This window comes from Tenacibaculum sp. IMCC1, assembly GCF_054906355.1.
Genome location: NZ_CM142818.1, coordinates 2,475,055 through 2,499,818, shown reverse-complemented (window position 1 = coordinate 2,499,818; position 24,764 = coordinate 2,475,055). Strand labels below are relative to the sequence as shown.

25 protein-coding genes are annotated in these 24,764 nt (G+C 32.1%); 20 read left to right on the top strand and 5 right to left on the bottom strand.

Translation table 11 applies throughout. From position 1 onward, the window contains the following. Positions 1-90: 90 nt before the first annotated feature. The 6 genes from ACXIHB_RS11760 to ACXIHB_RS11735 all read left to right on the top strand — a co-directional run bounded on the left by ACXIHB_RS11760 (position 91) and on the right by ACXIHB_RS11735 (position 4,617). The gene (locus ACXIHB_RS11760) at positions 91-1,002 is read left to right on the top strand and encodes a glutaminase (RefSeq protein WP_462098304.1); all 912 of its coding nucleotides are present in this window, start codon (positions 91-93) and stop codon (positions 1,000-1,002) included. A 58-nt stretch (positions 1,003-1,060) separates the two neighbouring features. Further along, the gene (locus ACXIHB_RS11755) at positions 1,061-1,630 is read left to right on the top strand and encodes a hypothetical protein (protein WP_239178463.1); all 570 of its coding nucleotides are present in this window, start codon (positions 1,061-1,063) and stop codon (positions 1,628-1,630) included. Positions 1,631-1,825: 195 nt separating this feature from the next. Further along, positions 1,826-3,058 (top strand): DEAD/DEAH box helicase, encoded by a 1,233-nt coding sequence (locus tag ACXIHB_RS11750; RefSeq protein WP_462098303.1) that lies wholly within the window; start codon positions 1,826-1,828, stop codon positions 3,056-3,058. A gap of 80 nt (positions 3,059-3,138) precedes the next feature. Beyond that, positions 3,139-3,468 (top strand): ArsR/SmtB family transcription factor, encoded by a 330-nt coding sequence (locus ACXIHB_RS11745; protein ID WP_047788311.1) that lies wholly within the window; start codon positions 3,139-3,141, stop codon positions 3,466-3,468. Between the two features lie 50 nt (positions 3,469-3,518). Beyond that, a complete protein-coding gene (locus ACXIHB_RS11740) occupies positions 3,519-3,989 on the top strand; it encodes a DUF6428 family protein (protein ID WP_073182529.1) in 471 nt (156 codons plus the stop codon). Position 3,990: 1 nt separating this feature from the next. Further along, complete coding sequence (locus tag ACXIHB_RS11735) at positions 3,991-4,617, top strand: low molecular weight phosphatase family protein (protein ID WP_173359304.1); 627 nt, start codon at positions 3,991-3,993, stop codon at positions 4,615-4,617. On the opposite strand, the gene rsmG is transcribed toward ACXIHB_RS11735, so the two are convergent. Continuing rightward, positions 4,614-5,243 carry a 16S rRNA (guanine(527)-N(7))-methyltransferase RsmG gene (gene rsmG / locus ACXIHB_RS11730; protein ID WP_047788308.1) on the bottom strand — a complete coding sequence of 210 codons (630 nt, stop codon included), beginning with the start codon at positions 5,241-5,243 and terminating at the stop codon, positions 4,614-4,616. The genes ACXIHB_RS11735 and rsmG overlap by 4 nt on opposite strands. A gap of 297 nt (positions 5,244-5,540) precedes the next feature. Between rsmG and ACXIHB_RS11725 the strand changes: the two genes are divergently transcribed. Next, positions 5,541-6,632, top strand: coding sequence for a fatty acid desaturase family protein (locus tag ACXIHB_RS11725; protein ID WP_125066569.1), 1,092 nt, complete (start codon positions 5,541-5,543; stop codon positions 6,630-6,632). Positions 6,633-6,656: 24 nt separating this feature from the next. Further along, entirely contained in the window at positions 6,657-7,844 is a 1,188-nt protein-coding gene (locus ACXIHB_RS11720) for a pyridoxal phosphate-dependent aminotransferase (protein WP_462098302.1), read from the top strand. Between the two features lie 393 nt (positions 7,845-8,237). Here the strand turns inward: ACXIHB_RS11720 and ACXIHB_RS11715 are convergent, their stop codons facing one another. After that, positions 8,238-8,717: a retropepsin-like aspartic protease gene (locus tag ACXIHB_RS11715; RefSeq protein WP_073182508.1), complete on the bottom strand. Its 480-nt coding sequence runs from the start codon at positions 8,715-8,717 to the stop codon at positions 8,238-8,240. Between the two features lie 36 nt (positions 8,718-8,753). Between ACXIHB_RS11715 and ACXIHB_RS11710 the strand changes: the two genes are divergently transcribed. After that, on the top strand, positions 8,754-9,518 hold the full coding sequence (locus ACXIHB_RS11710; RefSeq protein ID WP_073182507.1) for a TatD family hydrolase: 765 nt from the start codon (positions 8,754-8,756) through the stop codon (positions 9,516-9,518). After that, on the top strand, positions 9,511-10,005 hold the full coding sequence (locus ACXIHB_RS11705; protein ID WP_462098301.1) for a methylated-DNA--[protein]-cysteine S-methyltransferase: 495 nt from the start codon (positions 9,511-9,513) through the stop codon (positions 10,003-10,005). Before ACXIHB_RS11710 ends, ACXIHB_RS11705 begins: the two co-directional genes overlap by 8 nt. 68 nt (positions 10,006-10,073) lie before the next feature. Here the strand turns inward: ACXIHB_RS11705 and ACXIHB_RS11700 are convergent, their stop codons facing one another. Then, positions 10,074-10,520, bottom strand: a complete 447-nt coding sequence (locus ACXIHB_RS11700) for a nucleoside deaminase (protein WP_462098300.1) — start codon at positions 10,518-10,520, stop codon at positions 10,074-10,076. A gap of 94 nt (positions 10,521-10,614) precedes the next feature. On the opposite strand from ACXIHB_RS11700, the gene ACXIHB_RS11695 reads away from it, so the two are divergent. Further along, entirely contained in the window at positions 10,615-11,382 is a 768-nt protein-coding gene (locus ACXIHB_RS11695) for a UDP-2,3-diacylglucosamine diphosphatase (protein ID WP_462098299.1), read from the top strand. 63 nt (positions 11,383-11,445) lie between these two features. Here the strand turns inward: ACXIHB_RS11695 and ACXIHB_RS11690 are convergent, their stop codons facing one another. Together ACXIHB_RS11690 and ACXIHB_RS11685 are read right to left on the bottom strand one after the other, a co-directional pair. Beyond that, positions 11,446-12,795, bottom strand: coding sequence for a RagB/SusD family nutrient uptake outer membrane protein (locus tag ACXIHB_RS11690; protein ID WP_462098298.1), 1,350 nt, complete (start codon positions 12,793-12,795; stop codon positions 11,446-11,448). A gap of 19 nt (positions 12,796-12,814) precedes the next feature. Then, the gene (locus ACXIHB_RS11685; RefSeq protein ID WP_462098297.1) at positions 12,815-15,778 is read right to left on the bottom strand and encodes a SusC/RagA family TonB-linked outer membrane protein; all 2,964 of its coding nucleotides are present in this window, start codon (positions 15,776-15,778) and stop codon (positions 12,815-12,817) included. 227 nt (positions 15,779-16,005) lie between these two features. Here ACXIHB_RS11685 and ACXIHB_RS11680 point away from each other — a divergent pair, with 227 nt between their 5' ends. The 9 genes from ACXIHB_RS11680 (at position 16,006) to ACXIHB_RS11640 (ending at position 24,722) form a co-directional block, all read left to right on the top strand. Continuing rightward, entirely contained in the window at positions 16,006-16,995 is a 990-nt protein-coding gene (locus ACXIHB_RS11680; protein ID WP_047788275.1) for an AAA family ATPase, read from the top strand. A gap of 75 nt (positions 16,996-17,070) precedes the next feature. Beyond that, positions 17,071-17,937, top strand: a complete 867-nt coding sequence (locus tag ACXIHB_RS11675; protein ID WP_159509327.1) for a DUF58 domain-containing protein — start codon at positions 17,071-17,073, stop codon at positions 17,935-17,937. Between the two features lie 9 nt (positions 17,938-17,946). After that, complete coding sequence (locus tag ACXIHB_RS11670; protein WP_253055464.1) at positions 17,947-18,864, top strand: hypothetical protein; 918 nt, start codon at positions 17,947-17,949, stop codon at positions 18,862-18,864. Continuing rightward, positions 18,851-19,858 (top strand): vWA domain-containing protein, encoded by a 1,008-nt coding sequence (locus ACXIHB_RS11665; protein ID WP_462099340.1) that lies wholly within the window; start codon positions 18,851-18,853, stop codon positions 19,856-19,858. Before ACXIHB_RS11670 ends, ACXIHB_RS11665 begins: the two co-directional genes overlap by 14 nt. 35 nt (positions 19,859-19,893) lie before the next feature. Further along, entirely contained in the window at positions 19,894-20,256 is a 363-nt protein-coding gene (locus tag ACXIHB_RS11660) for a four helix bundle protein (protein ID WP_047788271.1), read from the top strand. Between the two features lie 28 nt (positions 20,257-20,284). Continuing rightward, positions 20,285-21,322: a VWA domain-containing protein gene (locus tag ACXIHB_RS11655; protein ID WP_172644826.1), complete on the top strand. Its 1,038-nt coding sequence runs from the start codon at positions 20,285-20,287 to the stop codon at positions 21,320-21,322. Between the two features lie 8 nt (positions 21,323-21,330). Continuing rightward, positions 21,331-22,155, top strand: coding sequence for a tetratricopeptide repeat protein (locus ACXIHB_RS11650; RefSeq protein ID WP_047788270.1), 825 nt, complete (start codon positions 21,331-21,333; stop codon positions 22,153-22,155). Between the two features lie 51 nt (positions 22,156-22,206). Next, positions 22,207-23,970, top strand: coding sequence for a BatD family protein (locus tag ACXIHB_RS11645; RefSeq protein ID WP_073182500.1), 1,764 nt, complete (start codon positions 22,207-22,209; stop codon positions 23,968-23,970). Continuing rightward, entirely contained in the window at positions 23,970-24,722 is a 753-nt protein-coding gene (locus tag ACXIHB_RS11640) for a CDC27 family protein (protein WP_253055466.1), read from the top strand. The genes ACXIHB_RS11645 and ACXIHB_RS11640 overlap by 1 nt, the downstream gene beginning before the upstream one ends. Positions 24,723-24,764 lie beyond the last annotated feature (42 nt).

The window sequence follows — 24,764 nt, the reverse complement described above, 5'->3', positions numbered from 1 at the left end:
TTAAAAGCAACCTCAATGAGGTTGCTTTTTTATTTGTTTTCAAACAGAATTCAACTAATTTCGTTTAACACATATTAGCGTTTATAAACAATGAATTATAAAGAAATACTTGAAGCTGTATATCAAAAAATAGCTCCTATTGAAAATATTGGGGAGCTAGCTACCTATATTCCTGAATTAGCTACCATTGATGCTGATAAATTTGGCGTATATATTTCAACAGTTACTAACACCAATTTTGGTTTAGGAAACTTTCAAGAAAAATTCTCTATTCAAAGTATTGCTAAAGTATTATCACTTTGTTTGGCTTATAAACATCTTGGTGAATCTATTTGGGACAGATTGGGTGTAGAACCCTCTGGTAACAGTTTCAATTCACTTGTTCAATTAGAAACTGACAATGGTATTCCTAGAAATCCGTTTATCAACGCAGGTGCTATTGTAATTGCCGATATTTTAATTAGCAGCTTAGTAAATCCGAAAGAAGATTTATTGAATTTCATTAAAAGTCTTTCTAAAAATAAAGACATTGACTACTCTGCAAAAATTGCGGCTTCAGAAAAATCGGTAGGCTACAGAAATGTGGCTTTGTGCAATTTTATTAAGTCTTACGGAAATATATACAACGACCCTGAAGTGGTGCTTGATTTCTATTTCGATTTATGTTCGTTGGAATTGACTTGCGAACAACTTTCTGAATTGTTTTTCTTCTTAGCCAATAACGGACAAACCAGACATGAAGAACAAATATTGACCAAAAGTCAATCGAAAAGAATTAATGCACTAATGCAAACTTGTGGGTTTTATGACGAATCTGGTGAGTTTGCTTTTAAAGTTGGACTCGCAGGTAAAAGCGGAGTTGGCGGTGGTATTATTGCCATACACCCTAACCAGTATGCGATTGCAGTATGGAGCCCTAAATTGAACAAAAAAGGAAACTCATATAGAGGCATGCGCTTTTTAGAAGAATTTACCACACTTTCTGAACAGTCTATTTTTTAGGTTTGATTTTTATCAGATTTAAACTAACTTGGTTGACGTTAAATATTAATGAACTTAAATGAGTACATATCAAGGCGCTTTAGAAGAGTACAGAAATGAAGATAATGACGGAAAATATCGTTTGATTTATACTTATTTCGGACTTGCTATTTATTTCAGTCAAGTTTTAGAAGAAACATTTTCTATAATGTTGTGGACTAATAGAATTTTCAAAGATAAAGCTAAAACCAACAAAGAAGTAAATGATATTATAGATACCATTGAAAACTCAAGAAAAACTATGGGGGTTTTCATAAATGAAGTTAAACAAACTTATACTTTAACTGAAGATATAACTAGAGACTTAAAATCAATTCTTGAGAAACGAAATTACTTAGTTCATAAATATTTTAAATTAGAGATTCAAAAGTGTTATTCTGATTTAGGAAGAAAAGAAATGCTAGAATATTTTGGAAACTTCATAGACGAAGCACAAAAAATCGATTCTGAATTAAATTTTTATTACTCAAAATACACGAAAAAAATGGGTCTAACACAAGAAAAAACAGAAGAATTAGTTAACAATATGAAAATAGAAGAGTTAAAAAGAGAAAGAGCTACAACCAACAATTTGAACGCAACTCTTTAATCTAACTAACTCAACTCAATTTTCATATTTAAGTACATCCATTTTGTTGGAACGTTTGATGATTGTCCGTTTACCAATTTATAATAATCAATCTAAGTTTAACTAATCCGTTGACAAAATTTACTAAAACACACAACAGTATAAAATAAATTTTTCATTCTCTGTTTTAGCCTACCTTTGCAAAAAAATATTTGAATGAAGTTTACAGACTTACAACTCAATAAATCTATCTTAAAAGCGCTTACGGAAGAAAGGTATCACAAACCAACCTTAGTACAACAAAAAGTAATTCCGTTAGTACTCAATAAAAAAGATGTGATTGTAGCTGCACAAACAGGTACTGGTAAAACTGCTGCTTTTGCGTTACCTATCATTCATGAGCTTTCTAAGGAAGATGATGTTGAAAAAAGAGCAAAAAAAATCAAAGCTTTAATTGTAAGTCCTACTCGAGAACTAGCTATTCAAATTGAAGAAAATTTTAAAGCATATAGTAAGTACACCAACTTAAGAAGTACTGTTATATACGGTGGTATGTCTACACAACCTCAAAAAGATATGTTAGAAAAAGGGATAGATATTTTAATCGCTACACCAGGTCGTTTTATCGACTTGCATAAACAAGGTAGTATTGATGTTCGCCAACTGAAAACTTTTGTTTTAGACGAAGCTGATTTAATGTTAGACATGGGCTTTATTGACGATGTAAGAAAGATTGAAGAATTATGTCCACGTAAAAAACAAACCTTACTATTTTCTGCAACAATGCCTGACAAAGTAAGTGACTTGGCTCAATCAATGTTATACAAGCCAGAGAAGATAGACATTTCACCTGCAGAAACCACTTCAACAAATATTGGTCAGTTACTATACTACACCCCTAAAAAGCATAAGGTCGATTTGTGTTTGCACTTATTACGCAATACCATAAAAGGTCGTATTATTATATTTCGTCGTACCAAATTTGGGGTTGACAAATTGGAGAAAACTCTTCAAAAAAACGGATACAAAGCTACCAGTGTACATGGTGATAAGTCACAAAACTTACGAAACCAAGCTATTGAGGATTTCAAAAACAACAAAGCCAACATTTTAATTGCTACCGATGTTGCTGCTCGTGGAATTGACGTTAGTAAAGTAGATGCGGTTATTAATGTTGACTTACCTAACATTCCTGAAACCTACGTACACCGAATTGGTAGAACTGGTAGAGCAGGTAAATCTGGAATCGCCTTTTCGCTATGTAGTGCCGATGAAACTTCGTACATTAAAGCTATTCAAAAGTTTATGGATAGAACTATAAAAATTATAGAAGACCATCCATTCCCTCTAGCTAAACCAAAGAAGAAAAAACAACCCAATACCATTAGCAAACATAAAAAAGGAAGAAAATCAGAAGCTTCAAAAAAGAAGAAAAAACGCTGGTATTAAACTTTTTATAAAAATTTTAACTTTTAAAGTTTTGTAAAAACCATTACTTAATCGTAATATTGCAATTAAATAATTAATAAATGGGATTAACTAAATCTGAAATTTTTTCTGAAGAGCAAAACCAATTGGCCTCTATTGCGAAAGTATTAGGACACCCTGCTCGTATTGCCATTTTACAACATTTATTCAAACTAAATTCTTGTGTTTGTGGTGATTTAGTAAATGAAATAGGTTTAGCGCAACCTACTATTTCGCAACATTTAAAAGAATTAAAAAAAATAGGAATTATTAAAGGAACTATTGAAGGCACAAGTGTTTGTTATTGCATAAATCCAGCTAAATGGCAAGAAACAAAAACTTTATTATCTTCATTTTTAAATCTTGACATAAAAGACATGTCGTGCTGCTAAAAAAATTTAAACTCATTAATCGTAATATTGCAATATAAAAATATATTAAAATGAATTTATCTGAAATAAAAAAACATCTAGAAAACTTAAAAACTATTGCTTTTCAACTTCCTGATGGTAGTTTGGTCCCTAACCATTTTCATGTGACGGAAGTTGGTAGAGTTACTAAAAACTTTATCGATTGTGGTGGAGTGGTAAGAAATGAAGAAGTGGTTAACTTTCAGCTTTGGAACGCTAATGATTATGATCATCGATTACACCCTGAGAAACTAATATCTATTATAGAATTATCTGAAAAGACATTAAACATTTCACCTAACTTAGAAATTGAAGTGGAATATCAAGGAAGTACGATTGGTAAATACGGACTAGATTTTGACGGAACCTACTTTTTACTAACAACAAAACAAACAGATTGTTTGGCGAAAGATAACTGCGGAATTCCACAAGAAAAACCAAGAGTAAAGCTATCTGACTTACAAAAACAAACTACTTGTGAACCTAACTCTGGATGCTGCTAATATGAAAACACAAACCTCAACACTATTTACTGAAATACAACAAACTCTTTCAAGTTTACCAACTGTTTCGGAAGAGCGAAAACAAGTTTTACAACCGCTTATAAGTTACATTCAAGAAAAACTGGATAATAAAGGACTTATAAACCTGAATTTTATTTGTACTCATAATTCAAGAAGAAGTCATTTGTCGCAAGTATGGGCACAAACGATGACTTTTTATTATCAAATACCAAATGTAAACGCATACTCTGGCGGTACAGAAGCTACAGAGATGAACGAAATAGTAGTAAGCACTTTGGTTGATAACGGATTTCAAATTCAACAATTATCTGATGGAACAAATCCTATATACGCGGTAAAATATGCTGATAACGCATCACCTATTATAGGTTTTTCTAAAAAGTATGATAATGGCTTTAATCCAAGCTCAGCTTTTTGCGCTATCATGACTTGTTCACAAGCCGATGAGGGTTGTCCATTCATTGCTGGTGCTGATAAAAGAGTACCTGTTACTTATGAAGACCCTAAACTACATGATGGTACACCTTTAGAAAAAGAGAAATACTTAGAGCGTAGCCTACAAATTGCTGCTGAAATGCACTATGTTTTTTCTTCTGTAAAAGCTTAACCTTTATATTTCATAGGTAAATGCACCACTTTTTTAGTTTCGAAGAAATCTTCTTCAAAAAAGTCTGGTAAATCATAAATGGTGGCTTTAGGAAAGTTCGCAAGTTCTTCCGTAAGGTCACCACCTTTTAAATATAAGATTCCGTTTTTAAGTGCGTGATTTTGTTTTTTATGCACTTTATTTTTCACCCAACGGTGAAATGTTTCCATTTGCGCTACTGCTCTACTTACTATAAAATCGTACGTATCATCAACTTCTTCAACACGCCCATGAGTTGTTTTCACATTCTGTAAACCTAAACCTTCAGCAACTTCATTTACTACTTTAATTTTCTTTCCGATAGAATCTACCAAATGAAATTGGGTTTCAGGAAATAAAATAGCTAACGGAATTCCTGGAAAACCTCCTCCTGTACCTACATCCATCACTTTGGCTCCAGCTTTAAACTCCATCACCTTTGCAATTCCTAACGAATGTAATACGTGACGTAAATACAACTCATCAATATCTTTACGAGAAACTACATTAATTTTTAAGTTCCAGTCTTCATACAATTCTTGCAACTTAGAAAATTGCTCTAATTGTGTTTCCGATAAATTGTCAAAGTATTTTTTTACAAGTTTCAAACCAATCTGTATTTAAATTAAGCACTTACTTTTTTAGGTAACCTATTAAGACATATTAATCAGTACAAAATACTACCTACTATAAAATTTCTTCTCTTTTGGTATTACAACAGACTCTGTCTATTCAATAATTCCTCTATAGGAGGATTCCATGAAGTGATTTTTTCGTTGCAAAAATAAAAAACTAATTGGTATTGTTAATTTTTCTGCAAAAGATATTAATCTAGTTAAAAAGTTAAGCTTTAGCAATAACCGTGAACCAAAAACGTTTATTTTTGCGGTACAAACAAACAATAAATGAAGACAGTAAACTTCTCAAGAATAGACAAAGCCAAGTTTTTTAGAACTCTAAATAAAAGAGTTAACACTTACTTTAAAGAAAACAACATTAAGCGTACAGGTAACTGGAAACTATATTCAAAAGCTATTATTATGTTAGCTACTTTTATCGTTCCATTCATATTAATTTTAACTGTTGATATGTCGCAATGGATAAAATTAGCTCTTGCTATTGTTATGGGTATTGGAATGGCTGGAGTAGGAATGAATGTGATGCACGATGCCAATCACGAATCTTTTTCTAGTAAAAAATGGGTAAATAAGCTTTTTGGAAGCAGTATTTATATTTTAGCAGGTAACGTGTATAACTGGAAAGTACAACACAATGTATTACACCATACTTATACTAACATTCAAGATCATGATGAAGATATGGATGCTGGTAGAATTATCCGTTTTTCAAAACACACACAATGGTTATGGATTCATAAATTCCAAAAATATTATTCAATCTTTTTATACGGATTGTTAACGATTAACTGGGCAATCACTACTGATTTTAAACAAATGCACAGTTACTTAAAGCGAAAGTTATCGTATGGAGAATTTCCAAATCCAGCTAAAGAATGGACAAAACTAGTAGTTTCGAAAGTTATTTATTATTCACTTTGGATTGTATTACCAATTGCAGTAATGAATGTTGCTTGGTGGAAAGTATTAATCGGATTTTTTGTAATGCACTATACTGCAGGAATCATTTTAAGCGTGGTTTTCCAATTAGCACACATTGTTCCTAAAACAGAAACCCCTTTACCAGATGAAGATGGTAATATGAAAAACACTTGGGCTATTCACCAATTATATACTACAGCAAATTTTGCTCCTAAAAATTGGTTTATCAACTTTTACACAGGTGGATTAAATCATCAAGTAGAGCACCACATTTTCCCAAATATTTCTCATATTCACTATAATAAATTAGCTCAAATTGTAAAAGAAACTGCTAAGGAATTTAACCTTCCTTATAATGAGTATAAAACTACACGTAAAGCAGTTATAGAGCATTTTAGACACTTAGCTGAATTAGGAAAAAAACCGCAATTAGCATAAATCAACATACAACATAACAACACAATGTCAAACGCATTATCAAACAGAATTCAAAGTTTACCAGTATCGCAAACTTTAGCAATGGCTGCTAAAGCGAGAGAATTAAAAGCTGAAGGTAAAGACATCATTAGTTTAAGTTTAGGAGAACCAGATTTTAACACTCCTGATTTTATTAAAGATGCTGCTATTGAAGCCATTAATCAAGACTACAACTCATACACTCCAGTTGATGGATATGTAGAGTTAAAAGAAGCTATTTGCGAGAAGTTTAAACGTGATAATAACTTAACATATGCTCCAAACCAAGTAGTTGTTTCTACAGGAGCAAAACAATCTATTGCCAACGTAGCTCAGGTATTATTGAACCCTGGTGATGAAGTATTATTACCAGCTCCATATTGGGTAAGTTATTCTGCAATTGCAACTTTGTGTGAGGCTAAGTTTACCGAAATTCCTTCTTCTATTAAAAACGATTTCAAAATCACTCCAGAACAATTAGAAGCCGCTATTTCACCAAAAACAAAAATGATTTTCTTTAACTCGCCAAACAACCCAAGTGGAACAATTTATAGCGAGGAAGAATACAGAGCATTGGCTAAAGTATTAGAAAAGCATCCGGATATTTATATTTTATCTGACGAAATATATGAGCACATTAACTACGGAACAAAACCATTTAGTTTTGCTGCTATTGAAAGTATGTACGATCGTACCATTACCGTGAACGGTTTAGCGAAAGCTTTTGCAATGACAGGATGGAGAATTGGTTACATTGGTGCTCCTGAGTGGATTGCTAAGGCTTGTACTAAAATGCAAGGTCAAATTACTTCTGGAACCAACTGTATCGCTCAACGTGCTGCAATTACCGCAGTAAAAGCATCACCAGAAAAAGTACAGTATATGGTAGATGAGTTTAAAAATCGTAGAGACTTAGTATTACAATTATTAGGAGAAATCGACGGATTTAAATTAAACGTACCTGAAGGTGCTTTTTATGTGTTCCCCGACATTTCTGATTTCTTTGGAAAAACAATCCAAGGAAAAGAAATTAAAGATGCAAATGATTTTTCTATGCTATTATTAGAAAAAGCAAATGTAGCTACAGTAACTGGTGAAGCTTTTGGTGCACCAAAATGTGTTCGTTTATCATATGCTGCTTCTGAATTACAATTACGTGAAGCAATTAAAAGAATAAAAGAAGTTTTAAGCTAATTAATTTAAACAATTAAACATAAAAAAATCCGTAAGATGTTTCTTACGGATTTTTTTATGTTATTTTTTAATTAGATTCTTCGTTTTTATTTTTTTTTAAAGAAAGTAACAATATATAAAACAATAATTGACAAAGGCAAAAATGTTGTTTTTAATCTCTGATAAGTAAAAAACTCATCATACTGCTTATTATAGATAAGGGAAGAAAGCTCCCACACATAAATAAGCAAACCAAATATTACCCAAACTAAAACAAAATAGTTAAAAAACAATTTATTTCTTTTCATAGCTATCACAGTATTTTATTATAAAAATATTCAAAATATCTTTATAGTTTTCATTCTAGTATTGAATCTATTTACATTATAAAAATTTATACATAGAGCCACAACATTAGAAAGGAACTTTTAATTTCCTTACTTTTTTCTTTTTAAGCTTCTTTAAATACAATGCCTTCTTGTTATAATCAATAAAGGCTTTTCCTTCCTCTAAAATATCTGCCCCTATAATTCCGTCTACCTCATCAGCATCGTGTTGTTTTAAAGCTGTATTTACATGTGTTAAGTCAAACAATACTAAATCACACTCATTCGCTTTCCACTTTCCTATTTTAAGAGAATTATTTCCAGACTTGTGTGTTTCCATATCCGTCGCTCCTGCTCCTGCAGCTTTTACTTCACTTTCTTCAGAAATAAGCTTGAAACGCTCTATTAAATCTAATCCAACACACGAATTAGAAGCGCCTGTATCTAAAATAAACCTTCCTTTAACACCATTTATCTCCGCATCTAACTCTAAATGATTTGTAATCATTTTTTTGAGTTTTATTTTAATGTATTTCTTTTTTCGTAATACTTTTTTCAAACTTGCCATTTCTTGTACTTTTGTCTCGTAAAGATACGGCAATAAATGATTACAGATACACATACCCACTTATATTCAAGTCAGTTTGACGAAGACAGAAATGAAATGATACAACGTGCTAAAGAAGCTGGAGTTTCTCGTTTCTTTATTCCTGCGATTGATAGTTCTTATACTGAACGTATGTTTGACTTGGAAAAAAACTATCCGAAAGATGTGTTTTTAATGATGGGGTTACATCCAACTTCAGTAAAAGAAAACTATCAAGAAGAATTAGTTCATGTAAAAGAATGGTTAGACCAACGTGATTTTTATGCGATTGGTGAAATTGGTATCGATTTGTATTGGGATAAATCATTTTTACCACAACAACAAGAAGCTTTTCGTACTCAAATTCAGTGGGCAAAAGAGAAAAAACTACCGATTGTTATCCATTGTCGTGATGCTTTTGATGAGATTTTTGAAGTACTAGAAACTGAAAAAGGAGATGATTTATATGGAATTTTTCACTGTTTTACAGGAACTTTAGAGCAAGCTGAAAAAGCAATTTCCTACAATATGAAATTAGGAATTGGTGGTGTAGCGACATTTAAAAATGGAAAAATTGACAAGTTTTTAAACCAAATAGACATTAAACACATTGTCTTAGAAACCGATTCGCCATACTTAGCACCTACTCCATACCGAGGAAAACGTAATGAAAGCAGCTACATTACTAATGTTGTGGATAAGTTAGTAGATATTTATGGATTGACTTTCGATGAAATTTCGGAAATTACAACACAGAACTCTAAAGACGTTTTTGGTGTCTAACTTACAAACCACATATTATAAAACTCCTATCGGGATCGCCAAAATTGAAGGTAATGAAAACGGAGTCCAGTCGATTTCAGTATTGGATGAAAATGCTTTGCCTACAATTAGCTTTCATAAAAAGACTCCATCATGTTTACAAAATTGTGTTATGCAATTGGATGAGTATTTTGCTGGAAAAAGAACAGATTTTGATCTACAATTGAATCCACAAGGAACAAGCTTTCAACAATCGGTTTGGAATGAATTATTAAACATTCCTTTTGGAAGAACTAGAACCTACTTAGAACAAACCAAACAATTAGGTGATGTAAAAGCAATTCGTGCTGTAGCTTCTGCTAACGGTAAAAACCCTATTTGGATCGTTATTCCGTGTCACAGAGTTGTAGGTTCTGATGGCTCGTTAACAGGGTATGCAGGCGGTGTTTGGCGTAAAAAATGGCTATTGGAGCACGAAAGCGGAGCAAAACAACAAACATTATCTTAAGTTCTTTAGTTAAACTTAATTTCAACTTCTCATAATGAAATTCCGAAACAAGTTCGGAATGATTATCGTCAATTTAAGTTCCGTTTTTCAATAAAAAACTTCTTCAACAAAAAACCGCATTCCTCTTCTAAAACCCCTGATATTACCTTTGTTTTTGGATGTAGTTTTGTTTTCAATACACTAAAACCAAGTTTTGGTTCACTTGCTCCGTATACTATTTTGCCTATTTGCGTCCAGTAACTCGCTCCAGCACACATCTGGCAAGGTTCTAACGTAACATACAACGTGCAATCTTTTAAATATTTCCCACCTAAAAAATCTGCTGCTGCAGTAAAAGCTTGCATTTCGGCATGAGCTGTTACATCGTTTAACAACTCTGTTAAATTGTGTGCCCTAGCTATAATCTGATTTTTGAAAACAATTACAGCCCCAACAGGAACCTCTCCTTTATCAAAAGCGATTTCGGCTTCCTGTAAAGCTTTTTTCATAAAGTAGGTGTCGTCAAACGGATTCATATACGTGGATTCATGTAAGTTCTTAAACAAATGTAGCCAAAATTTGTTTGTGCTAACTCTAAGTAAAATACTTATTTTTACCAAAATTTACGATTTGATTTCAATCAACACTTCTGAAAATAAAAAAGTCTATTTTGCTTCCGATCAACATTTAGGAGCTCCAACATCTGAAGCTAGTTTTCCTCGTGAACAAAAATTTGTTGCATGGTTAAACGAAGTTAAAAAAGATGCTGAGGCTATCTTTATTTTAGGTGATTTATTCGATTTTTGGTTTGAATATAAAACTGTCGTTCCTAAAGGCTTTGTTCGCGTTTTAGGTAAACTTGCTGAACTAAAAGATAGTGGTATCCCGATTTACTTTTTTGTTGGGAACCACGACTTATGGATGCGTGATTATTTTGAAAAAGAATTAAATATTCCTGTGTATCATTCTCCTCAAGAATTTAAAATCAACGATAAATTGTTTTTAATTGGTCATGGTGATGGATTAGGACCTGGGGATAAAGGATATAAACGCATGAAAAAAGTGTTTACATTTCCACTATTTCAATGGATGTTTCGTTGGTTGCATCCAGATTTAGGTGTGCGATTAGGACAATATATGTCAGTAAAAAACAAACTGATTTCTGGTGATGAGGATACTAAATTTTTAGGTGAAGATAATGAGTGGTTAGTACAGTATTGTAAGCGCAAACTAGAAACTAAACACTACAATTATTTTGTTTTTGGGCACAGACATCTTCCTTTAGAAATTCAACTTCAAGACAATAGTGTTTACCTTAACACTGGTGATTGGATTCAGTATTATACCTATGCGATTTTTGAAAACGATAAATTATTCTTAAAAGAATATAACTCATAAAAAAAGCACCTCCAAAAGGTGCTTTTTATTCTCAAATATTACAACTAAAAACAAGCAGTATTATTAATTTGCATTTTCACTAAATGGTGTTGGAAAAGCATCAATAATATTATCCCCTGATCTATCTAGTGGGATATAGGTCGAATTCAGTCTATTTAAACGCCTTAAATCAATCCATCGATGTCCTTCCCCTAGTAAAGAGTATCTTCTTTGTTTTAAAACTTCTTCTACTAACTCGCTATCTGAAGTTCCTCCAGAGTAATCTAGCAAACCTGCAGCATTTCTAACAATATTGATAGCAGTAACAGCCTCTGTATTGTTTGTACCTATATTAGCTTCAGCATACATTAAAATTAATTCTTCATTTCTAATAAGATACACAGGATCTGTATTGCTTTTATACACAGAGATTTGATGGGTACCTGTAAGACCATCATGAGAACCTGAGGTATCTAACAATGAAGATTTGCTAGACACACGAAGGTCACCTGTCTCTCCATCAGCTATCCATGAATTATGTACAACAAATTCATTTCCTTTTTGCTTTACATAAAACAAATCGTTTTTAATATCATTTCCTGTTAATCCAAAAACATGTGATACACCAAACGACATAGATTTATTTAAGTCAAAGAAAGATTCATTTAAAAAAGTTAACACTTCTGCCTTGTTGTTTTGATATAGTGCAACCCGTGCAGCAATTGCTCTATTAAACTTTAAAAAACCGCTTGGTAAGAGGGGTAATCTCTTACTTGAATCTGATGGATCCATAGGTTTTAAATCATTATACCCTGGACTAAATAGAAATAGAAAATTACTAGAAGACGCTTCTAAATCGCTTTTAGCTTCATTTAATAAATTTTTTATTGCAACTAAAGCTTCATCATAACCTACAAAAGAACCTAAGTTATTTGGATCTTCTACATCTAATCTAATTCCATTTGTATATTGCCTATTTGCTACCATTAAAAGAGCGTATGCCTTTATTGTCTTAGCATATCCATAATAAGAGCTTTTTTCTTCCTCAGAAAATCCAGCATTTGAGTTTTCTACAGCTGTAATTAAAACATTAGCTGCTTTAACTATTCTATACCAAGCCGCAAAAGAACGAGTTGTTAAAAACCCATTATTATCTAAAGGCCCTTTTAAAATCTCCCCTGTATATCTTGGGTCTGCTGTTGATAAATCGTAGTACTCTCTCGCTAAATAGCTTACCGTTTCATAATGAAAATCTAAATCACTTCTCATTACAGCCTCTAAACCAACTGCTAAAGCTTCGACATCAGCTGCGGAGGCACCATCTGTATACGAATCCAATGTCGGTGCATTTTGATTAGGTAATTCCTCTAATTCACAACTTTGAATAAAAGAAACAAAAACGATTAATATTAATTTATAGAATATATTTTTCATGATAATTTATTTTAGGAGATTAAAAGTTAACTTTTAGATGAAAATTAACAAACTTAGATGCAGGGTAAGGGGTTACTTCTACATTATTAGCTAATACATTATTTCCAAAGTTTGATGCTTCAGGATCATAACTATTATAATCAAAAATATTGATTAAGTTTCTGCCTGATATCCCTACTTTTACTTTCTCTGCTCCTTTAAAAACCTCATCGTTAAATGTATAAAAAAGACCTACTTCTCTTAATCGAAGATATCCTGCGTCTTCTATTAGAGGCTTAGTATTTCTAACATTTGCTTGCGCCAACCTGTAAGGTCCATTGGTGAGCGTACCTGTAGGATCTAAATCAGTATCATCAAAATCCCATGTAGTTCCAGCATTATCATATAAAAAAGTTGTTAAATTAATACCGTCTCCTCCTTTTTTCCAATGCCATAAAAATGATAAATCGAAGTTTTTATAACGTATGTTGTTTTGCCATGACATTTGAAAATCTGGTTCTGCATTACCATAAACAGCAAATCCATCTCCATCAGGATCAATTACAGCTATTTCTTCTGGAGTAAGTCCGCTAGGATAAGTCCCTACAATTTGCGTAGCACTCTTACCCTCTTGTATTAAAAAAGTTCCTAAGAAAGCTGCAAAACCTCCTTCTGTAAAGGCTGGAACATCTAACTTATTAATTTTAGATTTGTTTTTCCACCATTTAAAGTTTGCGTTCCAAGAAAAATCTTCTTTTTCAATAAAGTTCGCATTTAAGCCTAATTCTATACCTGTATTTTCAAGCTCTCCTCCATTTTTAATTTTTCTAGTAAAACCAGATGATGTTGGAAAATTTTCCTGAATAAGTAGATCGCTTATTTTTTTGTTGTATACCGTAGCCTCTAATGTAAACCTATTATCAAATAGGCCTAAATCTAATCCATATTCTAATTCTTTTTGACGTTCTGGACCTATGGCAGGGTCTCCTTTAAAAGTTCCAGGTGCAAAACCAGAGACACCTCCTATAAATTGTGGTGCAGCCAAAGTAAATTGATCATTAAAGTTAGGGAATCTTCCGGCTTCTCCATAGGCAATCCTAGGTTTTAAACTAGTAATTTCTTTTATATCCCAAAAACTAAACTTATGTAAATTAATTGCTAAGTTTGCTTTAGGGTAATAATACATCTTATCTGAAATACCATTATTGGTTGACTTATCTCCTCTAATACCAATAGTACCAATTATTTTATCGTCATAATTTATTTCTTCCTGCACAAAAAACCCTGTATCTCTCTGAAGCCTAACAACTTGCTGAGACGATAAATTTTCCGCCAACGATAAACTTGTTAATGAGGTGTTGAAACCTGTTCCTACACTAATAACAGTGTTACGGTCAAAATCTTGAAAAAAGGTTCCTGTTTGAGTTGTGAACTGTAACCCATTATTTAAACTTAAATTATGAACTAAAAAGGCAGATAAGTTATAATTAGTATTTCTCGTCGTTCCAGATATTGAAGCTCCTTTTAAAGTAGATCTATCTCTAAAATAAGTTAATTCTCTAGGGAAAATACTTGTTGTACGAAGTGTGTACTGATCAAACCCCGCTTCAAGCACCAACTTAAGTCTATTTTTTTCTCCGTTAAGAATTTTGATATTAGACTTAGCACTACCAATAAACCTATTTACGTTTTCTCTATTAGTAGTTAGTGCTATTGTTTCTAATACATTTGAACCAGCACCTCCAAAAGGATAGACTCCATCTGTAGGAGATAAGTTTTCCCATGGATAAGTAAAAGCTAGGGCGTACCCTATAGTTCTATTGGCATTACCGTTATTAAAAAAACCTCTATCTGCTTGAGAGCTTATATAATTTGACGTGACATATAAATCTAACCAATCTGTAAATTTTTGACCTATATTTAAACGAGCCGCTGCTTTTTCATAGCCTGTATTTTCAACTAATCCAGGTTCATCTTTATAAGTTACTCCAAAAAAGTAATCGCTTCTTTCTGAACCTCCTGATGTTGTAAACCTTGTTGTTGTAGAAATTCTAGTATGATCAAATAGCTCTGCTTCATAGTCTCTTAGTTTTGCATTCGCTGGTCCTCCTAAAGCAACAACTTCTGAATCATCCCAGTCTCTTAAACCTAATAACCTTGTTGGACTTCTCAAACCTACAGTTTGTGAAAAGGATACTCTAGGTTTACCTTCTTTACCTCTTTTTGTTGTAATAATAACAACACCTCCTGCCGCTCTTGATCCGTAGAGAGCTGCCGCTGAGGCACCTTTCAGTATTTCTACAGTCTCTATATCTTCAGGGTCAATATCTGCAATCCTATTAGAAGCGTCATCCTGATTTGATGAAGGATTACCACCTCCAGCAGCTTCACTTACAATGTTATTTCCAGAAGAAATTGATGAGTTGTCAACATACACACCATCTACCACAAATAACGGTTGTTGATCTCCAAAAATAGAAGTAACACCTCTTAATCTCATAGAAATTCCTCCCCCTGGAGCCCCTGAATTCGCTTTTATCTCTGCTCCAGTGAACTTTCCTGATAATGCACTATCAAAACCCGATTGTGATGTGACTTGTGTTAATTCAGCAGCTGAAATTGTCGAAACTGTGTTCGCTAAATTAGATCTTTTCGTTGTAGTTGCTAACCCCGAAATCACTACTTCTTCTAAAACATCAGAATCTTCTCGTAGTGTTACCTGTAAAAAAGTATTCGTATCTGCAATATTTCTTTCTACTGTAACAAACCCCAATGAAGATATTGTTACTACTGCTGGTAGTTTTTTTATATTTAAACTAAATTCACCATTCTCATTAGAAGTGGTACCATTTGTTGTTCCTTTCTCTATAATATTTGCAAAAGGAATACTTTCTCCATTTACATCCACAATTTTTCCTTTTATTGTTTGCCCGTAAACAAAACCAGAAAACAGAAAAATAAGTGCGTTAATTAGCAACGTTTTGCTAAAAGACATTTTCTTCATAAAATTTAAGTTTAAAGTTAGTAGAAGCTAAATTTCATTTTTTTTATTCATAAAAACAAATTATAAACAACTTATTTTCAAACACATAAAGCACATAGTCAAAAACTTAACTTTAAAGAACCACACCTTTTAGCTTGTAAATACAAGGTTTAACCAACTTTTAACAACTAAAAAAACACTATTATTGTAGCTTTGTTTCATAAAAATTCTAATTTATTTCAATTACTATGGATATAGACGTAAGAGCCATCAATGAAAAAATAGAAAGAGAAAGTGCTTTTGTAGACTTGTTAACTACAGAAATGAACAAAGTAATTGTAGGTCAGAAATACATGATTGAACGATTACTCATCGGTCTTTTAGGAAATGGACATATTTTATTAGAAGGTGTACCTGGTTTAGCAAAAACCTTAGCTATTAACACACTTTCTAAAGCTGTTGACGGAAGTTTTAGTCGCGTTCAATTTACTCCAGATTTATTACCTGCCGATGTAGTAGGTACTATGATATACAATGTAAAAGAAAACGATTTTTCTATTAAAAAAGGACCAATTTTTGCCAATTTTGTACTAGCCGATGAGATTAACCGTGCTCCTGCTAAAGTACAGTCTGCCTTACTAGAAGCTATGCAAGAGCGTCAAATTACCATTGGAGATGAAACTTTTAAATTGGATGAACCATTCTTGGTAATGGCTACTCAAAACCCGGTAGAACAAGAAGGAACATACCCACTTCCTGAGGCACAAGTAGACCGTTTTATGCTAAAAACTGTAATTGATTATCCAAAATTACAAGACGAACAACTTATTATGCGTCAAAACTTAAACGGAGGCTTTCAAAAAGTAAATCCTGTAATTTCAATAGAACAAATTATTAAAGCTCGTAATGTAGTTAACGAAGTTTATATGGATGAAAAAATAGAAAAATATATCTTAGATATTATTTTCGCAACTCGTTACCCTGAAAAATATAATTTAGAAAAATTAAAACCTCTTATTAGCTTTGGATCTTCTCCACGTGGTAGTATTGCTTTGGCTAAAGCTGCAAAATGCTACGCCTTTATTAAACGAAGAGGATATGTGATTCCTGAAGATGTTCGAGCAGTCGTAAACGATGTGTTACGTCATAGAATTGGAATTACTTACGAAGCTGAAGCTGAAAATATTACTTCAATAGATATTATTAACTCTATTATTAACGAAGTACAAGTGCCTTAATCAATTATCAATGAGCAATTATCAGCCAAAAATACTTTACTGATTATTGATAACTGTTAACTGACAATTGAAAACATGGATACAAAAGAGTTACTAAAAAAAGTTCGAAAAATAGAAATAAAGACACGTAGGTTGTCTAATCATATTTTTGGAGGAGAATACCACTCAACCTTTAAAGGTAGAGGTATGACTTTCTCTGAAGTACGTCAATATCAATACGGAGATGATATTAGAGCAATTGACTGGAATGTAACTGCTCGCTATAACGAACCCTATGTAAAAGTTTTTGAGGAAGAGCGTGAGCTTACCATGATGTTGGTAGTCGATATTTCTGGCTCTGAATTTTTTGGTACTTCTGAACAATTTAAAAAAGATACCGTAACAGAAATTGCCGCAACACTAGCCTTTTCTGCAATTCAAAACAACGATAAAGTTGGTTTAATCCTGTTCTCTGATCAAGTTGAACTATACATTCCTCCTAAAAAAGGAAAAAGCCACGTATTACGAATTATTCGTGAGCTTATTGAATTTCAACCAAAAAGTAGACAAACTAATATTAGTGAAGCTCTCAAATTTTTATCCAACATCATGAAAAAGAAAGCAATTGTTTTTATGCTTTCTGACTTTATGGATGATAATTACGAGCGTACACTAAAAATTGTTGGTAATAAACATGATGTTACTGGTATTCGTGTATATGACAAACATGATGAAGAAATTCCTAATTTAGGAATGGTTCCTATGATAGATGCTGAAACAGGAAAAACACAGCTAGTTAACACTAGTTCTAAATCTGTTAGAACTCATTACAAGGCAAATGCTTTACGTTTGTCTAATTATTTTGAAACCACTTTTACCAAGAGTGGTGCAGGAACTATCAACACTAGAGTTGACGAAAGCTATGTACGAAAGCTATTAGGTTATTTTAAACGAAAAGGATAAGAACAAACAATGAAACACAAACTACTTTACATATGCTTGTTTTTAACTTCTTTTGCCTTTGCACAACAACCTCAGGTAAAAGCAGAAATTGACACCACAAATATTAGAATTGGTGAGCAGTTTCTATATAAAATATCTGTTGACGAAACTGAGAATGTTATCATTCCAAAACTAGAAAACTTAAAAGGATTGGAAGTTATTGATACATTAAAAATTGACACTATTGAAAACAAGCTCATTCGAAAATACATTTTAACAGGGTTTGATAGTGGTGCATTTTACATTCCTCAACAACAAATATTTATTAGAAATCAAGCTTATTTAACCGATAGTTTATTGGTTAATGTAGCTACTGTTCCTATCGACACTACGAAGGTTAAAAAATTTCCAATTAAGGGAATTAAAGGAGAACCTTATCAGCTTGATGATTTCAAACAATACATTTGGTGGATCATAATAGCTATTCTTGTCATAGTGTTATTACTTTATTTCTTTGTTTTCAAAAAGAAAAAAGAACAAGAAGAAAAAGTTATTATCCCTTTATTACCTCCTTATGAAGAAGCTATGCAAAAACTGGAGGAACTGGACAAAAAACTATTATGGCAAAATAATCAGGTTAAAAAATATTATAGTGAATTAACAGACATTGTAAGAGGTTATATTGAACGAGAGCTACATGTTCCTGCCCTAGAAAGCACTACTGATGAATTAATTGACGTTTTAAAAGACTTCAATGACACAAAGTCAATAGAAACTTCGAAAGAAATTATTGATAAATTAAAAGGTCTTTTACAAGAATCTGACTTAGTAAAATTTGCGAAATCAAAACCTTTATCTCACGAAATAGAGGAAGACCGAAAAGACGCAAAGCTTATTATAGATAATTTAAAACCTAAAAAACAAGAAGAAGATGATGAAGTGGAATAATTTCGAGTTTCATAGTCCCGAGTTTTTATGGTTGTTAGTATTAATTCCTCTATTAGCTTTTTGGAGTTTTTATACTCGAAAAAAAGATGGTGCTCAACTTAGAATACCAAGTACTAAAGGTTTTAAAATACAAAGTTCTATTTTACCCAAACTCAAATCCATACTGCCGCTCTTAAGACTACTGGCATTAACCTGCTTAATAGTTGCTTTAGCACGCCCTAGAAATGTAGCTGTTAGTAAGAAAACAAAAACAAATAGAGGTATTGATATCGTAATGGCTGTTGATGTTTCGGCTAGTATGCTAGCAAAAGACCTTAAACCAAACCGATTAGAGGCCTTAAAAAGAGTAGCTACCGATTTTATAAACCGACGCCCTAATGATCGTATTGGTATCGTAGTATATGCAGGAGAAAGTTTTACACAAACTCCAATTACCAGTGATAAATCTATTGTAAAAAGAACAATTTCAGAAATTAAATGGGGACAGTTAGAAGGAGGAACTGCTATTGGAATGGGTCTAGGTTCCGCTGTTAATAGACTAAAAGATAGTAAAGCCAAAAGTAAAGTTATTATCTTATTGACAGACGGTGTAAACAATGCTGGTTTTGTTGATCCTAAAACAGCTACTGATTTAGCAAAAGGAAACGGAATTAAGGTTTATACTATCGGAATTGGAACTAACGGAATGGCTCCTTTTCCATGGGCTAAAGACCCAAGAACAGGAAAAATTTCATTTAAAAATCAACCTGTTGAAATTGACGAAGATTTGCTAAAGCACATTGCCAGCGAAACTAGTGGTAAATATTTTAGAGCAACTAATAACACCAAGTTAAAAGAAATTTATGACGAGATTGACAAGTTAGAAAAAACTAAAATCGAAGAGTTCAAGTATTATAATTACTCTGAAAAATATCGTTTTTTAGTTTTCTTAGCAGGGATATTTTTACTTTTAGAATTCACCCTAAAAAACACGTTATTTAAAAGTTTTATATAAAACTGTGTAATTGTTAAACTGTTTAAAAGTTAAAAATGTATATTTTCTCTTTTGAAAAATTAGAAGTTTGGAAAGAAGCTGTTAAGCTTTCTAAAAAAATATATTCTGTTACAGAAAGTTTTCCTGATTCAGAAAAGTTTGGTTTAACAAACCAACTAAGAAGAGCCTCTGTTTCTATTTCTTCTAATTTAGCAGAAGGAACAACACGAATAACAAACAAAGACAAAGCTCATTTTACATCTATAGCATATAGTTCAACAATGGAAATTCTAAGTCAATTAATTGTTTCAAGAGATTTAAACTTTTTAAATGAAGAAGACTATTTAAAATTAAGAAATACAATATACAAAATTTCTAACATGTTGAATTCTTTACGAAAATCACAGTTAAACGATTAAACGCATCAACAATTAAACTATCCGAAGGATGTACAAACTAGAAGAACCAATATATTTTTATCTTTTTGCAATTATTCCTGTAATAATTGTGGTTTTCCTATTAGTTTTATGGTGGAAAAAACGAACTCAAAAAAAGTTTGCTAACCCGTTGCTTTTATCTAAAATAGCACCAAATACATCAACCTTTAAATCGGTACTAAAACTTGTTTTCTTTTTGGTAGGATTATCATTTTTAATTCTATCATTAGTTAATCCTAAAATGGGAACAAAACTAAAAACCGTGAAAAGAGAAGGTGTTGATGTGGTGTTTGCTTTAGACGTTTCTAAAAGTATGTTAGCAGAAGATATTGCACCTAATAGATTAGAAAAAGCAAAACAAATTATATCTAAAACTATTGACAAGTTAGGAAGTGATAGAGTTGGTATTATTATCTATGCAGGTAATGCATATCCCCTACTCCCTATTACTACCGACCATGCTGCAGCAAAAATGTTTTTGCAAAATGCAAACCCAGACATGGTTTCAAGTCAAGGTACAGCCATTAATGAAGCTTTAAATTTGGCAAATACTTATTATGATAACGACGAACAAACAAATCGTTTTTTAATAATTATTTCAGATGGTGAAGATCATCAAGAAGAAACTAAACAAGTTGCCCAAAACATCGCTAACGAAGGTGTTAAAGTATATACCGTAGGTGTAGGAACCGAAAAAGGAGGTCCAATACCTATCAAATTAAATGGCGCGCTTATTGGTTATAAAAAAGACAGAATGGGAGAAACAGTAATTACCCAAAGAAAACCTGATGTTTTACAAGGAATTGCTGATGCTTCTGACGGACAATATTTTGATGGTAATAAAACTGAAAATCCAGTAGAAGCCATTGAGAAGATTATTGGAAACGCACAAAAAAATGAATTTGAAACAAAACAGTTTTCTGATTATAAAGACCAATTTCAATGGTTTGTAGGTATTGGACTATTGTTTTTGATTCTAGATATGTTTTTGTTTGATAAGAAAACCAAATGGTTGAAGAAAGTAGATTTATTTAACGAAGAATCTTAATATGTAGTATGAAAAGTTTACAAAATTTAATATTCATTATAGTCCTTACTGTTTCTACGGCGGTCAATGCACAGCAAGACACACTTAAACTACAACGTGAAGCACGTGCTTTGTTACGAGAAGGAAACAAGTTATACAATAAACAAAAGTTTAGTGATGCTGCTATTGCTTACCGGAAAGCTTTAGGTAAGAATAGTAAGTATGAAAAAGCAAGTTATAATTTTGGTAATACTTTATACCAAGAAAAGAAATACAAAGAAGCTGTAGAACAGTTTAAAGTAACCACTGAAACTTCAAAAGACAAGATGGCTCAGGCTGAAGCATATCATAACATTGGTAACGCAATGATGGAGCAAAAACAGTATGAACAAGCAGTTGAAGCTTTTAAAAATTCCTTACGTAGAAACCCAAATGACGATGAAACACGTTATAATTTAGCTGTTGCTCAAAAAGAAGCTAAAAAGCAACAACAAAATCAAAAAGATAACAAGGATAAAAATAAAGACGAAAAAAATAAAGATCAGAAAGATCAGCAGAAAAAAAACGACAAAGACAAACAAAACGATAAAAATAAAGATCAAAAAGGAGACGATAAGGATAAAAAAGATGATCAAAAAGATCAGAAAAATGACGATCAAAAAGATCAACAAAAACCTAATCAAGACCAAAAAGACAAACAAAATCAAAAACCTAAACCTCAACAAGGTAAGATGACTCCTGAACAAATGAAACAATTGTTAGAGAGTTTAAACAATGAGGAAAACAAGACGCAGAAAAAAATGAATGCGAAAAAATCAAAAGGAAGAAAAGTAAAACAAGAAAAAGACTGGTAATTTTACAGTTTTTAAAATCTTATTTATTTTTAGACAATTTTGAAAATTAACATGAAGTTAAAAATATACATATCGTTATTAGTTAGTTTTATAACATTTACCATTCATGCACAAGATGCTGCATTAACGGCCACCGTTAGTAAAAATAAGTTAGGTGTAAACCAACGATTACGTATTGAGTTTTCAATAAACAAACAAGGAGCCGATAATTTCAAAGCACCAAGCTTCACAAACTTTAAAATAGTTGGTGGTCCTAGTCAATCAGTAAGTCAATCTTGGATTAACGGTAAGGTTTCCTTTAATCAATCATACACTTACATTTTACAACCTAAGAGAAAAGGAGAATTTAACATTCCTTCTGCGAGTATTGAAATTGATGGAAAGACACTCACCTCTAACCCTATAAAAGTTATCGTTCTAGATGCTGTAGACATCCCTAAAAACCCGAACGATCCTAATTACATTGCAGAACAGAACATTCATTTAGTTGCTGAAGTTTCCAAATCTCAACCTTATGTTGGTGAAGGTATTTATGTAGAATATCGATTATATTTTAGCGATAATGTTGGAATTTACGATAATGCCATAACAGAAGCTCCACAATACAATGGTTTCTGGAACCAAGAAATTAAACGTAACGGAATGCCTGTTAAAACTGGAACATACAATGGAGAGCAATATCGTTATGCTGTATTACACAAAGCTTTATTAATTCCAACAACATCTGGTAAGCTAACAATAGACCCTATGAAGATGGATATTGTTGTAGCAGTTCCTACTGGAAGAGCTGACTTTTTTGGAAACGTAATTACACGTCAAGTCCGTAAAGAATTCTCTTCTGCTAAGAAAATAGTTAATGCTCAGGCCTTACCTATGAATAACAAACCAAAAGACTTTACTGGTGCTGTTGGTCAGTTTTCATTCGATGTTTCTTTAAGCAAGAATACCTTAAAGGCTAACGAATCATCGCAAATTAAGGTTTCTGTGAAAGGAAAAGGAAATTTAAAACTTTTTGAACTCCCAAAAATTGAAACCCCTAAAGAACTAGAGGTTTATCAACCAGAAAGAAAAGAAAGCGTTCGTATTACTGGAACAGGACTATCTGGATCCATTACAGATAATTACACTGTTGTTCCGGAATTCAAAGGAAAATATAGAATTCCAAAAACTAGCTTTTCTTACTTTAACCCAAAAGAAAAAGTGTATCAAACCATCACTACAGATGATTTATATGTTGATGTTTTGGAAGGAAAAGAAATTCCGACAGATTCAGATACTAATGCAGTTGCTAAACAAGACGTAAAAGTTACGGGTAGCGATTTCAGATACATCCAAACATCTACTAACTTACAACCTATAAAAACTGAAGATTTCTTTAAATCTACATTATTTTATATTCTTTTGTTGCTTCCTATTTTAACAATTCCTATTGGAATTATTATTCAGAAAAAGAGAGAAGAACGTAATAGTGATGTGCTAGGAAACAAGCTACGAAAGGCTGACAAACTCGCCAAGAAATACTTATCGGAAGCACAAAAACAATTAGGAAATAAAGAAGCTTTTTATGAAGCCTTAGAAAGAGCTTTACATAATTACTTGAAGGCTAAACTAGGCGTAGAAACTTCTGATATAAGTCGTGAAAAAATTACTGATTTACTAGCTAATAAAAATGTTAGCAAAGAAACTATTAGCAACTTTATTGAAGTATTTAACAATTGTGATTTTGCTAGATATACTCCAATTACCAATACACAAATGAAGGAAGAATATGAAAAAGCAAAACAAGTAATAACGCAATTAGACAGACAGTTATAATGAGAAATTTAGTTATATATTTATTCTTATTTGTGTCAATTAGTATGTTGGCACAAAATGCCAATGATTTATTTTTAAGTGCTAATTCTTTATATAAAGAAGGAAAGTACGAAGAAGCTATTAAATTATATGAGCAAATAGAAAATGAAAACCTAGCTTCATCTGAAGTTTATTACAACTTAGCTAACTGTTACTATAAACTCAATAAAATAGCTCCTACTATTTATAATTACGAAAAAGCATTACAGTTAAACCCTTTAAACGAGGATGCAAAAAACAACTTAGTTATAGCAAAACGTTTAACTCTTGATAGAGTTGAGGCATTGCCAAAATCAGTATTTCAGAAGCTCAATGAAAACTATTTACAAAAGTTTACTTATAATACGTGGGCTGTAATTACTATTGTATTTTCTTTTATGGCTTCTATTTTATTTTTACTGTTTTATTTTTCCTATACTCCAAGTAAAAAAAGAACCTACTTTACAACTAGTATTATCTCATTTCTACTTTTAACATCCTCTTTAGCTATAACATACATTCAATATAACCAAGCCCAAAACAATATTGAGGCCATTATTTATAGCGAAGAAGTTTCTGTTAAAAATGAACCTACTAATAATTCTAATGAGATTTTTACACTACACGAAGGAACTAAAGTTAATATATTAGACTCTGTAGATAATTGGAAAAAGTTAAAGTTAACTGACGGTAAAATTGGATGGGTAAAAACTAAAACTTTAAAAGAACTATAACATTTTTCTTCAAAAATTTAATTACTTTTACCAGTGAACAAA